General features: G+C 70.7%; 12 protein-coding genes and 1 pseudogene. 4 read left to right on the top strand and 9 right to left on the bottom strand.

What is annotated here, in order from left to right; genetic code table 11:
- The first annotated feature begins 127 nt into the window (after positions 1 to 127).
- Positions 128 to 823 (top strand): sulfotransferase-like domain-containing protein, encoded by a 696-nt coding sequence (locus P8627_RS10200; RefSeq protein ID WP_279963993.1) that lies wholly within the window; start codon positions 128 to 130, stop codon positions 821 to 823.
- Here the strand turns inward: P8627_RS10200 and P8627_RS10195 are convergent.
- The 3 genes and pseudogenes from P8627_RS10195 to P8627_RS10185 form a co-directional block, all read right to left on the bottom strand.
- The gene (locus P8627_RS10195; protein WP_279963992.1) at positions 781 to 1,230 is read right to left on the bottom strand and encodes a hypothetical protein; all 450 of its coding nucleotides are present in this window, start codon (positions 1,228 to 1,230) and stop codon (positions 781 to 783) included. The two genes, P8627_RS10200 and P8627_RS10195, sit on opposite strands and share 43 nt — an antisense overlap.
- A 94-nt stretch (positions 1,231 to 1,324) precedes the next feature.
- Positions 1,325 to 1,441, bottom strand: a pseudogene (locus P8627_RS17070) (hypothetical protein); the annotation flags it as partial.
- 62 nt (positions 1,442 to 1,503) lie between these two features.
- The gene (locus tag P8627_RS10185; RefSeq protein WP_279963990.1) at positions 1,504 to 2,535 is read right to left on the bottom strand and encodes a glycosyltransferase family 4 protein; all 1,032 of its coding nucleotides are present in this window, start codon (positions 2,533 to 2,535) and stop codon (positions 1,504 to 1,506) included.
- A 45-nt stretch (positions 2,536 to 2,580) separates the two neighbouring features.
- Here P8627_RS10185 and P8627_RS10180 point away from each other — a divergent pair, with 45 nt between their 5' ends.
- Positions 2,581 to 3,411, top strand: coding sequence for an alpha-1,2-fucosyltransferase (locus P8627_RS10180; RefSeq protein WP_279963989.1), 831 nt, complete (start codon positions 2,581 to 2,583; stop codon positions 3,409 to 3,411).
- A gap of 50 nt (positions 3,412 to 3,461) precedes the next feature.
- Here the strand turns inward: P8627_RS10180 and P8627_RS10175 are convergent, their stop codons facing one another.
- The 5 genes from P8627_RS10175 to P8627_RS10155 are packed head-to-tail and all read right to left on the bottom strand — an operon-like array spanning position 3,462 to position 9,576.
- Positions 3,462 to 4,649, bottom strand: coding sequence for a DegT/DnrJ/EryC1/StrS family aminotransferase (locus tag P8627_RS10175; RefSeq protein ID WP_279963988.1), 1,188 nt, complete (start codon positions 4,647 to 4,649; stop codon positions 3,462 to 3,464).
- Complete coding sequence (locus P8627_RS10170) at positions 4,642 to 5,604, bottom strand: GDP-L-fucose synthase family protein (protein WP_279963987.1); 963 nt, start codon at positions 5,602 to 5,604, stop codon at positions 4,642 to 4,644. Before P8627_RS10170 ends, P8627_RS10175 begins: the two co-directional genes overlap by 8 nt.
- Complete coding sequence (gmd, locus tag P8627_RS10165) at positions 5,597 to 6,643, bottom strand: GDP-mannose 4,6-dehydratase (protein WP_279963986.1); 1,047 nt, start codon at positions 6,641 to 6,643, stop codon at positions 5,597 to 5,599. The genes P8627_RS10170 and gmd overlap by 8 nt, the downstream gene beginning before the upstream one ends.
- 60 nt (positions 6,644 to 6,703) lie before the next feature.
- Positions 6,704 to 7,819, bottom strand: coding sequence for a glycosyltransferase family 10 domain-containing protein (locus P8627_RS10160; protein ID WP_279963985.1), 1,116 nt, complete (start codon positions 7,817 to 7,819; stop codon positions 6,704 to 6,706).
- 11 nt (positions 7,820 to 7,830) lie between these two features.
- Positions 7,831 to 9,576: an ABC transporter ATP-binding protein gene (locus tag P8627_RS10155; protein ID WP_279963984.1), complete on the bottom strand. Its 1,746-nt coding sequence runs from the start codon at positions 9,574 to 9,576 to the stop codon at positions 7,831 to 7,833.
- A gap of 116 nt (positions 9,577 to 9,692) precedes the next feature.
- Between P8627_RS10155 and P8627_RS10150 the strand changes: the two genes are divergently transcribed.
- Complete coding sequence (locus P8627_RS10150; protein ID WP_279963983.1) at positions 9,693 to 10,028, top strand: hypothetical protein; 336 nt, start codon at positions 9,693 to 9,695, stop codon at positions 10,026 to 10,028.
- On the opposite strand, the gene P8627_RS10145 is transcribed toward P8627_RS10150, so the two are convergent.
- Entirely contained in the window at positions 9,950 to 11,206 is a 1,257-nt protein-coding gene (locus P8627_RS10145) for a Coenzyme F420 hydrogenase/dehydrogenase, beta subunit C-terminal domain (RefSeq protein WP_279963982.1), read from the bottom strand. The two genes, P8627_RS10150 and P8627_RS10145, sit on opposite strands and share 79 nt — an antisense overlap.
- An 88-nt stretch (positions 11,207 to 11,294) precedes the next feature.
- On the opposite strand from P8627_RS10145, the gene P8627_RS10140 reads away from it, so the two are divergent.
- On the top strand, positions 11,295 to 12,455 hold the full coding sequence (locus P8627_RS10140; RefSeq protein WP_279963981.1) for an MFS transporter: 1,161 nt from the start codon (positions 11,295 to 11,297) through the stop codon (positions 12,453 to 12,455).
- The last annotated feature ends 97 nt before the right edge of the window (positions 12,456 to 12,552 follow it).

Raw genomic sequence — 12,552 nt, 5'->3', positions numbered from 1 at the left:
TCCCCGGGCCCGCGGAATGCGCCGATGCCGCGCGCCGCACCGGACCGCCCGCCCGGCTTGACCCCCGCCCGGACACGTCCGACACAGATCACCCGTAGATCACCCGCGCATCACCCATGGAATTCGCATGAGAATTATCGCCTGGTCCGGCCCCCGGAACCTCTCCACCGCGATGATGTACGCCTTCGGAAATCGCCCGGACTTCGAGGTGATGGACGAGCCGTTCTACGCCGCCTACCTGGCCGCCACCGGCCTCGACCACCCGATGCGCGACGCGATCCTCGCGAGCCAGCCCAGCGACCCGGCCACCGTCGCGGCCACCTGCGCGGCGGAGCCGAAAATCCACTCCTATCAGAAGCATATGGCCCATCACATGGTGGCCGGCATGCCGCTCTCCTGGGCCGAGAGCGCGGTGCATCTGCACCTCATCCGCCACCCCGCCCGCGTCATCGCGAGCTACGGCGCAAAGCGCGACACGATCACCGAGGCCGACATCGCCTTCGCCGCGCAGGCCACGCTCTACGACCGCTTCGGCGGGATCGTCATCGACACCGCCGACCTGCGCGACAACCCACGGGAAATGCTGCAGAAATTCTGCGTCGAGATCGGCCTGTCCTGGTCGGACGCGATGCTGTCCTGGCCCGCGGGCGGGCATCCCTCGGACGGCGTCTGGGCTTCGCATTGGTACGGCGCGGTGCATCGCTCGACCGGGTTCGCGGGGCCCGAGGGCCCGCTGCCCCGGCCCGACCGGCCCGACCTGCTGCGCGCGGCTTTGCCCTTCTACGACGCCCTGCGCGATCGCCGCCTGATCGCCGCGCGGTAGAGCGGCCGCAGCACCTCGCGCCGCAGCTTCGCGCCTAGCCCGCCCTTCAACTGGATCACGCTGCCGCCCAGCGCGGCCGAGGCTTCCGACGCGCCCGAGGGCCAGAGGACCAGAGGCTTCACGCCGGTGACCCAGTGCATCTGCAGGAAGGTGTCGATCGGCCGGTCGAAGCGGTCCGTCGCCTCCAGAAGCCGCGCCGCGGCGGCGCGGGAGAACAGGTTGAAGGTCGTGCGCAGCGGCACGACCTCCGGATCTATGAGCGCGACCGAGCCGTCCTGCGCCACCGCGCGCCCGGGCCCCGGCGCGCGGGTCTGGAACTGCACGAAGCCCGTCGTGGCATGCGCCTCGGCTAGCGCGATGGCGCGGGCCAGCGGGGCCGGATCGATCCCGGCGTCGTCCTCGATCACCAACGCGGCCTCCCAGCCCTCCGCCACGATCTCGCGCCCAGGCCGCGCGATGCGAAAGAAAGCAAGCGATCTCGCCCGGGTTCAGCGCGAAGGGATAGCGCGGGCGATGGAGGCCCGGGCGGTATCGCTCGCGCAAGGCCGCCGGCGCCAGCGCGCGCCCGTCCACCGCGTCCAGGACCTGCGCCGGGACGGGGCAGTCGCGGATCAGCATCTCGACCTGCGCGCGGCGCTGCGCGGCGCGGGCCAGGTGGACGATCAGGGCGGCCTCGACCTTCATGCGCCGGCCCAGAGCGTCTCGTAGACCGCGCCGATCCCGTCCACCTCGCGGGCGATGGCGAACCGCGCCTCGGCCCGGACGCGCGCGATGGCGGGCGCGCCGGCCGCGTCCAGAAGCGCGGGCAGGCGTTCGGCGGCGGCCTCGGCGGCACGGTCGTCATTGGGGACGATCACGCCCGCACCGCCTTCGGCGAAGTCGCGGAAATGGCCGGTATCGGTGGCGAGGAAGGGCACGCCGGAAGCCATCGCCTCGAGCGGGGTCATCCCGTAGCCCTCGTAGCGCGGCAGCGCGATCAGCGCCGACAGGCCCCGCATCAGCGCCGGCATCCCGTCGGCCCCGACCTCGCCCGGAAACAGGAGCCGATCCGCCAGCCCCGCCGCCGCCACGCGGGCCTTCAGCGCATCGAGGAAGGCGGCATCCCCGCGCCCCGCCCGGCCGATGACCAGCGCGGTCAGGCCCGGGCGCGCGGGCAGCAGGCGCAGCATGGCATCGACGAAGCGGTCGGTGCCCTTCTCGGGCCGGACGCGGCCGATGCAGGCGACGCCGTGACTGCCGGGAAAGCCGGTCGCGGCCCAGGCGGCGGCGCGGTCCGGCGCGGGGTGCCAGCGCGCGCAATCGACCCCATGCGGCACCACCGCGCGGACATGCGGGACGAAGGTCGCGGCGGCCTGCGTGGTGGCGATCACCGCGTCCATCCGCCCGATAAGCCAGCGCGGATAGGCCGAATGCCGGCGCTGCGCGGCCGAGGTGAAGACCAGCCGGATCGGCAGGCGCAGCACGTCCCGCGCCCAGAGGCCCGCGCGCATCTCGGGGTTGCGGCGCAGGTGCCAGATGGCGAAGGGCCGCCCGCCCGGATCGCGGCTGAGCGCGCGGGCGCGGCCGAGGCCGACCGGCGTGGGACAGCCGGGCAGCGGATGCCCCGCCAGCGCCATGTCGTAGCGCCCGGCCTGCACGGCCACGACCCCCGCGGCGGTGGCCGAGACGCCGGTGAAGCGCGGGTTGAGATTGGTCACGATCAGCTCGGCCATGTCCCCGCTATGGTCACCGCGGCCGGGCTTTGGCAAGAACCCGGGATGATCACCGCGCGCCTTCTCGGGGGCCTGGGCAACCAGATGTTCCAATATGCCGCCGGCCGGGCCTTGGCGCTGCGGCTGGGCGTGGACCTTGCGCTGGATGCGCGCGAGACGGACGCCAAGGGGGCGCATTGGACGAACGGCCTGGGCGCGCTTCGGGTGCAGACCGTGCCGCCCGCCGACCTGCCGCCCGACCGGCATGCAGCGCCGATCCGATACGCGCTCTGGCGAGCTTCGACGCGGCGGCTGATCCGGCAGCGCGGACCCGGGTTCGACCCGCGCGTGACGGCTGCGCCGGACGGCGCCTACCTGCACGGCTATTTCCAGTCGGAGCTCTATTTCGCCGACCAGGCGGAAGCGATCCGGGCCGAGCTCGCCCCCGCCGCCCCGCTGCCCCCCGCCGCGCAGGCGGTCGCGGCGCGCATCGCGGCAGCGCCGCGGGCCGTGTCGCTGCATGTGCGGCGGGGGGACTACCTCGCCTCGGGCGCCTATGGCAGTTGCGACGCCGCCTATTACGCCCGCGCGCTCGCAGCGCTGGGCGACGATATGGGCCCCGTCTTCGCCTTCAGCGACGATCCGGCCTGGGTGCGCGAAAACCTCGACCTGGGCGTGGCGATGGAGGTCGTCGACCTGCCCGGCGCGGGCCCGGAGGTGGACATGGCGCTGATGTCGGCCTGCGCGCATCACGTCATCGCCAACTCGACCTTCTCGTGGTGGGGGGCGTGGCTGAACGGCAAGCCTGGCAAGCGGGTGGTCGCGCCTAGGACCTGGTTCCGCGACCCCGCGCAGGACAACCCCGACCTGATCCCCGAGGGGTGGGTGCGGGTCTGACGGCTGGACGGGCTTCGCGCGGAGCGGCCGCATAGCGGCCCGCCGTCGCGCTACGCCTCGCCCAGCACGCCTCTCAGAACCTCCGCCAGCCGCGCGAACTGGTCGTCGAGCGGATAGTGATGGTTGCCGATGAACAGGCCGTTGCGGTCGATCAGGTCGGCATTGGCCAGCGTGCCGTGGATGGAATAATCGAAATGCTTCTCGACCACCTCGTTGCGGGCGAAATTGCCCGCGACGATGGGCCGGCATTCGATCCCCGCGCCGGTCAGCGCGTCGACCAGCGTCTTGCGCGCGAGGCCCGCTTGCGGGTCCAGCACCATCGAGAAGCCGAACCAGCTGCTCTCGCCGGTCTCGGCCTGCGTGGCGATCTGCGGGAAGTCGGACATCACCGCCTTGAAGCGGGCGGCATTGGCGCGGCGCTCGCGCACGATCATCGGCAGCTTCTCCAGCTGTGCCTGCCCGATCGCGCCCGACATCTCGAGCGGGCGCAAGTTGTAGCCCGGCAGCACGAAGCGGAAGCTCTCGGTGAAGGGATCGTCGCCCTTGGTGCCGGTGACGTGGTTCGGATCGGGCAGGTTGCGGGTCCAGCCATGGGCGCGGACCGAGAGCATGATGTGGTAGAGCTTCTCGTCATCGGTCGCGACCAGCCCGCCCTCCATGGTCGAGATGTGGTGCGAGAAGAAGCTCGAATAGCTGCCCGCCAGCCCGAAGGTGCCGCATTGGCGGCCATTGAACCGCGCGCCCAGGGACTCGCAATTATCCTCCAGCAGGATGATGTCGCGGGTGCCGATGATCGCCCCGATGCGGTCGAAATCGTTTGGGTTGCCGAGCAGGTTCACGGCGAGGATCGCGCGGGTCCGGTCGGTGACGGCGGCCTCCAGCGCGTCCAGGTCGTAGTTCAGCGTGGCCGCGTCGATATCGACGAATTTCAGGTGACAGCCGTATTGCTGGAACGGGTAATAGCTGGTCGACCAGGAGACGGCGGGCACGATCACCTCGTCGCCCGGCATCAGCGGGCGGTCGTGGTAGCGCAAGGCGGCGACGAAGAGCAGGTTGGCCGAGCTGCCCGAATTCACCATCACCGCGAAACGCGATCCCATCGCCGCGGCGAACTGCTCCTCGAAGGCGCGGACCTCCTTGCCCATCGAGAAGAAGCCGGAATCCACGACGCGCTGGATGGCGTCGTATTCGGCCTGGTCCCAGGTGGTGGTGGCCAGCGGCAGGGCGGTGTCAGGCATGGGCGTCCTCCGTTTGCGCCCGATAGGCGCGGATGGTGCGGTCGAGGCCCTCGCGCAGGCCGATCCGGGGGGTCCAGCCAAGGGCGCGCAGGCGCGAGCTGTCCATCAGCTTGCGCGCCATGCCGTCGGGCTTGGTGGTGTCCTTCACGATCTCGCCCTCGAAGCCGGTCAGATCGGCGATCATCTCGGCCAGTTCGAGGATCGAGACCTCCTCGCCGGTGCCGACATTGATATGCTCGGGCGCGTCGTAACGCTTCAGCAGGAAGATCAGCGCATCGGCGCAATCGTCGGCATGCATGAATTCGCGCCGGGCCGACCCGGTGCCCCAGATCGTGACGGTCGGCGCGCCGGTCCGGACGGCCGCGACGAATTTCACGATCAGCGCCGGGATCACGTGGCCGGCCACCAGGTCGAAATTGTCTCCGGGTCCGAAGAGGTTGGTCGGCATGGCCGAGATATAGTGCCGCCCGTGCTGACGCCAGAGATACTGGCAGGCGCGGATGCCCGCGATCTTGGCCAGCGCGTAGCCCTCGTTCGTGGGCTCCAGCGGGCCCTGCATCAGATGCTCCTCGCGCATCGGCTGCGGGCTGTCCTTGGGATAGATGCAGGAGGAGCCGAGAAAGAGCAGCCGTTCGCAGCCATTGGCATGCGCCGCCTCGATCACGTTGGTCTGGATGGCGAGGTTCTGGTTCAGGAATTCCGCCGGGAAGGCGGTGTTCGCGCCGATCCCGCCGACGCGCGCGGCCGCCAAGATCACCGCGTCGGGGCGATTGGCGGCGAACCAGTCCTCGACCGGCTGCTGGCGCGTCAGGTCCAGCTCGGCCCGCCGCGTGGTCAACACCTCGCAATCCTCCGAGGCCAGCCGCCGCACCAGCGCGCCGCCGACCATGCCGGACGCGCCCGCCACGTAGACGCGGCGGCCCCGCAGCGGAAAGACCACCGGCGCGTCAGCCATGATGCGCCGCCTCGCGCCGCGCCTCGGCGAGGTCCGCGGCGGCCATTTCGGCCACCAGCGTCTCGAAGCTGGTCCGGGGCTTCCAACCCAGCTTCTGATGCGCGCGGCCGGCATCGCCCAGCAGCGTCTCGACCTCGGCGGGCCGGAAATAGCGCGGATCGACCGACACGATGACGCGGCCCTGCCCGTCGCGGCCGACCTCCTCCAGACCCTCGCCCTCGAAGGTGATCTCGATCCCCAGTTCGGCGCAGGCGGCGCGGACGAAATCGCGGACCGAATACTGCACGCCGGTGGCGATCACGAAATCCTCGGGCTCGTCCTGCTGCAGCATCAGCCACATCATCTCCACGTAGTCTCGGGCATGGCCCCAGTCGCGCTTGGCGTCGAGATTGCCCAGCCGCAGAACGTCGCCCGTGCCCAGCTTGATACGGGCCAGCGCGCGGGTGATCTTGCGGGTCACGAAGGTCTCGCCCCGGAGCGGGCTCTCGTGGTTGAAGAGGATGCCGTTGCAGGCGAAGAGCCCATAGGCCTCGCGGTAGTTCACCGTGATCCAGTAGGCATAAAGCTTGGCCACCGCATAGGGCGAGCGCGGGTAGAACGGGGTCGTCTCGCGCTGCGGCGTCTCCTGCACGAGGCCGTAGAGCTCGGAGGTGGAGGCCTGGTAGAACCGCGTCTTCATCCCGAGGAAGCGAATGGCCTCCAGCAGGCGCAGCGGGCCCAGCGCGTCGGAATTGGCGGTGTATTCCGGCTCCTCGAAGCTGACGGCGACATGGGACTGGGCGGCGAGGTTGTAGACCTCGTCGGGTTGCACCTGCTGCAGGATCCGCGTCAGCGAGGACGAGTCCGTCATGTCGCCATGATGCAGAACGAACCGGCCCTCCTGTCCCGGCGGGCCGTCGAAGAGGTGGTCGATCCGCGCGGTGTTGAACAGCGAGGTCCGGCGCTTGATGCCATGCACCTCGTAGCCCTTGCCCAGCAGGAATTCCGAAAGATAAGCCCCGTCCTGCCCGGTGATCCCGGTGATGAGCGCGCGTTTCATGGGTGGTCCTCCGCCAAACTCGCTCCCGTCTAGAGGGCAGGCCGTCGCTTTGCCAGCCGTTCAGCCGCCGCGGCCTTCCTGCCGGGCGAAGCGGCGCTTGCGTCGTTCCGCCTTGAGACGCTCGTTCACCTCGACCAACCCGTGCATCCGGAGTTCGATCTTCGGGTCGAGCTTAAGCAGGAAGGATCGCAAGGCCCATTGCGGGATCGATCCGCGCGTTCCGGGCTCCGGCCAGAGCGAGCGCTCGGAACGAATGAGCATGCGTTGCCCGGGATCCGCGACCGGTGCCTCAAAGGCGGCTCGGGCGGCCCGTGCCATCAACGGCGCAAGACTGTAGCGGTAGAGGATTCGCTGGCGCGCCTCGGCCAGATCGTCGAGCGCGGCTTGCCAGCGCCCGCTCTCCATATCGGCGACCATGTCGCGCGCGGCGCCTTCCGGATCGTCGAGATCGAGCATCCGGATGCTTCCCTCCGGAATGTAGCGTTCGGGGTTGCTGCAGCCCGCATAGAAGGGGAAGGTCCAGGTGAGGAGCGGGTCGGACAGCTTTTCCGTCCAAGTGTCGGCCCCGCCGCCGTTCTCAAGCGCAAGGTGATACTTGTAAGGCAGAAGCGCCTCGGCCTTGTCGCCGATCGAGCGGACACCGCGTCCGAAGATCTCCAGCCGGTCGGGGATCAGTTGCTTCAACGCCTCAAGGAACTTCAGGCGGCGGCGGTGATAGTCCGTCGAGGTTTTGTCGGAGGTTACGACGCTGATCTTGTCGATCTTTCCAGCGGGCGGGCTATCCATCGCGGCCCAGTGATCGAAGCCGAGACTGTCCTCATGGCTCGCGCCGTCGCCGAACGGGACGCCCACGAACCACATCGAACCGTAGTTCTCCTGCCACTTCGTCGTCGTGAGCGGTTTTTCGGTTGGCGACACGACGAGGCCGAACTGGTTCAGGAACCCGGCCGAGTAAGGGTGGATCACGTCGGGTTCCCCCGCGATGAAGACGGTCCGTTCGCGGGGAAGCGATGTCGGGATGGAATAGCTGGCGCGGATGTGGACGATCAGCACATCGGTGTCCGACGGGACGTCCAGCCCGATGGTGAATTGGACGTCGTCCCAGACCATGCGCTTGCCTGGGAACTGCTTCGCGAGCATCGGTCCGTATGTCGCGAAGACATGCGCCTTGATCATCGGTTTGTCGCTCATGCCGCGTCGTCCTGCCCGAATTGCAGCCGGTGCAGCCGCGCGTAATGGCCGCCTGCGGCCAACAGTTCGGCATGGCTGCCCTGCTCGACGACGCGGCCCTGGTCCAGCACGACGATCTGGTCGGCGCCGCGGATCGTGGACAGACGGTGGGCGATGACCAGCGTCGTGCGGTCGCGCGACAGGCGCGACAGGGCCTCCTGGACCAGCCGCTCGGAGCGGGTGTCGAGCGCGCTGGTCGCCTCGTCGAGAAGCAGGATCGGCGTGTCGCGCAGCAGGGCGCGGGCGATGGCCACGCGCTGGCGCTGCCCGCCCGACAGGTTCGAGCCGCGCGGCCCGGCCTCGGTCTCCAGCCCGTCGGGCAAGTCGAGCAGGAAATCGGTGACATGCGCCGCATCCAGCGCGGCGCGCAGCCGTTCCTCGGGGACGTCGCCGCGCCCGACCAGGAGGTTTTCGCGCAGCGTCTCGTCGAAGAGCAGCGTGTCCTGGCTGACGACCGAGAACAGCCCCCGCAGGTCGCCGACCGACCAGTCGCGGATGTCGCGGCCGCCGATCGTCACCCGGCCCGAAGACGGGTCGACCAGCCGGGTCAGCACGTTGAAGAGCGTCGATTTGCCCGCACCCGACTGTCCCACCAGCGCGGTGGTCGTGCCCTGCGGCACGCGGAAGCTGACGCCGCGCAGCACCGGGTTGTCGCCGTAGGACAGCCGGACGTCCTCGAAGGCCACATCCATGCGCTCGGGGCGGGCGATGGCGGGCGCGACCGGCTCCAGGATCGTGGGCACCGTGTCGCGCAGCGCGTAGATCCGCTCCAGCGAGGCCAGCATCGTCTGCCAGAGCGCCGACATCCCCGCGAGGCGGCGCAGCGGCTGGAAGGCTAGTGACATCGCGGTGAAGAAGGACATGAACTCGCCGATGCTCTTCTCGCCCGCGATGATCTGCGGCCCGCCATAGAGCAGCACCGCGAGAAAGCCGAAGCCCACCGCGAAATCCACCAGCGCGGGCACCGTCGCCTGCCCGGCCTGCGCGCGGATCGTGGCGCGGACCATCTCCTCGGTGGCGGCGCGGAAACGGTCCTGCTGGTAGCGTTCCATCGCGTTGAGCTTGATCGGGGTGATGCCGTGGAAGATCTCGTCGAGCCGCGTCGTGCGCCGCCCGGCGATGTCGCGCAACGCGACCGACTTGCGGCGGATGTAGCGCTGCACCACCAGGCTGGGCGCGACCAGGAGCGGCGCGCCGATCACCGCGACCAGCGTCCAGACCGGATCGACCGCCAGCGCCACCACCATCAGCGAGACCAGGCCGATCGCGTCGCGCCCGACCGAGGTGATGATCGCCGTCCACATGGTTTGGATCGCCTGCACGTCGCCCTGCACCCGCTCGATCAGCGTGCCCGGCGCGTTCGAGCTGAAATAGGCGCTGTCGAGCCGCAGCACGTGGCCCAGAAGGTCCTGCTGCAGCCGCGACGAGGCGGTGAAGGCCACGCGCGCCATGATGATGCGCTGCGCCACGCCGGCGAGCCCGCGCAGCACGAAGAGCCCGAAGATCGCCGCGCCGACCAGCGCCACCATCTCCGAGCGGCCGGCGACGAAGACGAGGTCGAACATCGGCTCCAGCATCCAGGCCAGCAGGCCCACCGTGCTGCCCTCGATCGCCATCAGGAGCGCCGCGCCCAGGATCCACCAGAGGTGGCGGCGCAGGTAGCCCGACCAGAGGCGGGCGAAGGGATGGCGGGTGCGGGTCACGGGCGGGCCTTCGGGTTTCGGGGGCGATAGCGCAGGCCGCCCCCCTGCGGCAAGCTGGCGCCATGGGCTAAGAAGGCGACAGTTTCTTCACGCTGGGCCCCGGCGGGCGGGCCGGGGTGCTGGCGATCTCGGCCCTGCTCTGGGCGCTGGCGCTCTGGCTGGTGGCGCGCGCGCCGCGCGGCTGGGCGCGGCTCTGGGCGGCGCTGGGGGCGTTCTGGGCCTTCGTCTGGCTGTCGCCGCAGGTCTATTACCTGTTCTACATCGCGCATTTCGACGGGCTGCCCTGGCAGGTGGTCACCGGCCCGCCGCCGGCCCCGGGCCGCCTGCTGCGCCTGCTCGCCTTCGCGCAGGAGGCTTCGCTGTCGCGCCACGGTCAGGGCGTCTTGGGCTGGTCGCTGCTGGCGCTGGCGGCGCTGTCCTGGCGCTCGCCGTCGCGAGGCGCGAGCCCGTAGGGCGCGGCCAGTCGCCAGACATGGTCGGGGATCATGTGCTTCATCCGCCCGGGCGCCGCGCGGCGCAGGTGCAGGATGCATTCGACGGCCTTCATCTCCAGCCGGGCGCGGGCGAATTCCATGCCGCGCGGACCCAGCCGCGGCTGCAGCCAGGCCACGATGGGCCGCAGCCAGCCCGGCATTCGGCGCAGCGGCAGCCCGCCTGCCGCCCGCGCCGTGTTCGCGGCGAAGCCCGCCACCGCGCCCCGCCGCTTGCCGCGCGAACTCAGCGGCCCCAGCCGCACCGCGTCGCCCAGCCCCGCCAGCATCTCGGCCCCCCGCGCGTTGCGCACGATCACCCATTGATCGCCGTCGCCGCCCATGTAGCCGACCGTGATGTCGGCCAGCCGGTTGGTGTAATCGGTGCAGGTCCGGCAGGTCAGCGGGAAGAAATCGTCCGGCAGGTCCGACAGCGGCAGCTTCAGGAACGGGATCATCCGCACCGCCCCGTCGTCGAAACGCATCTCGACCCGGTAATCGGCGCGGAACTCCAGGTAGGTCACCGCGCCCGGGCGGTCGGTCAGCCGGGCGAGGAAGTCGTGGAAATTGGGCAGCGTCGTGTTGTCCGAACAGGGCGTTCCGATCACGTAGAGCCGCTCCAGCCCCAGCTCGGCCTCGATGGCGCGCAGCGCGTGGACCTGGCAAGGCACGCCGATCAACGCGATGCGGCGATGGCCCTGCGCCGCCGCGGGTTCCAGCAGCGCGAGGAGCGGCGAGAACCCCATCCGCATGCCCCGGACGCGCGCCATGTCGGCGGGATCGGTGACGATGACGGGCACGCCCTCGAACGGGTCGTCCGGCGCGGGCGCGAGCGTCAGGACCGCGGTGACCGTGCCCGTCTCCAGAAGCGATTGCGCCAGCGCGGTGGTGATCCCGGTCCATTGCGCGCCCGGCCGCGGCGGCTCCATCGCGGCCCGGTGCATGGCCAAGTGCGGGCCGACATGCGGATCGCCCCCCGTCCGGCCATGCGCCGCGCGTTCGCGGGCCGGGAAATCGGGCACGGTGAACTGGCAGGCCGTCCCGCAGCGCGGCGCGAGCGCCATCCGGCTCAGCCCGCAATCGGTGCACATCGCACCGCGGGGCGCGGGCGGGGCCAGCGCGGGCGCGTCCAGCGGCGCGGGATCGGGCGTGTCACGCATGGCGGCCACCCTGCGCCGCCCGCCGGGCCACGTCCAGCCTTGCCGCCGGCCGCGCCGCATGTCACCGAGCGCGCCGGAGGAGAGACCCATGAAGCTCGGCATCGCCGTCCTGACGCTGGCCTATGTGCTCAGCCAGTTCTACCGCGCTTTCCTCGCGGTGCTGTCGCCCGAGCTCACGGCCGAGCTGGGCGTGTCCGCGTCGCAGCTGTCGCGCGCCTCGGGCATCTGGTTTCTGGCCTTCGCGGCGATGCAGATCCCGGTGGGCTGGGCGCTGGACCGGGTCGGCCCCCGGCGCACGGCGGCCGGGCTTTTAACGCTGGCGGGCGGCGGCGGGGCGGCGCTCTTCGCGACCGCGCAGGCGGGCTGGCAGATCGACCTCGCCATGGGCCTGATCGGCGTCGGCTGCGCCCCGGTGCTGATGGCCAGCTACTACATCTTCGCGCGCACCTTCCGCCCGGCGGTCTTCGCCACGTTGGCGGCCACGCTGGTGGGCGTGGGCAGCCTCGGCAACATCGCGGCCTCGGTGCCGCTCTCCTGGGCGGCCGAGGCGATGGGCTGGCGCGGCGCGCTCTGGGCGCTGGCGGCGATCACCGCGGCGGTGGGAGCGGTGACGTGGTTCGCCGTGCGCGACCCGGAGGCGGCGGACGGGGCCGAGGACGGATCGTTGCTCGATGTGCTGAAGATCCCCGCCTTCTGGGCGATCCTGCCGATGATGCTGGTCAATTACGCCCCCGCCGCGGGGCTGCGCGGGCTCTGGGCCGGGCCCTACGTCGCCGAATTCTACGGGCCGCAATTCGTGGGCACCGTGACCCTGATCATGGGCCTCGCGATGATCGCGGGAAATTTCGTCTACGGCCCGCTCGACCGGCTGACCGGCACGCGTAAGGGCGTGGTGCTCGGCGGCAACCTGATGGGCGCGGCGGTGCTGGCCTGCCTCTGGTGGGTGCCGGTGCCGGGCCTCTGGACCGCGGCCGCCGCGCTGGCGCTGGTGGGCGCGCTCGGCTCCTCCTACGCGGTGGGGGTGGCGCATGGCCGCGCCTTCGTGCCGGCGCATCTGACCGGCCGGGGGGTGACGCTGCTCAACCTCTTCTCGATCGGCGGCGTGGGCGCGATGCAATTCGCCACCGGCCCGGTCTTCGAGGCGGCGGGCGGCGGCGTCGAGGGATACCGCATGCTGTTCGGCCTCTTCGCGCTGGCGCTGGCCGCGGGCTGCGCCATCTACGCCTTCGCGCCCGACAAGACCGACTAGAGGCCGATCGCGGGGCCGCGGTCCGGCGTTCCGCCCGGCCCGCCGCGCGGTTTATGGTCGTGATATCCGAAAGACCGCGAGGCTGTGCGCGAACGGC

Origin of the sequence: Jannaschia sp. GRR-S6-38 (assembly GCF_029853695.1) — a bacterium.
Lineage (GTDB): Bacteria > Pseudomonadota > Alphaproteobacteria > Rhodobacterales > Rhodobacteraceae > Jannaschia > Jannaschia ovalis.
This window is presented reverse-complemented; position numbering and strand designations above follow the sequence as displayed.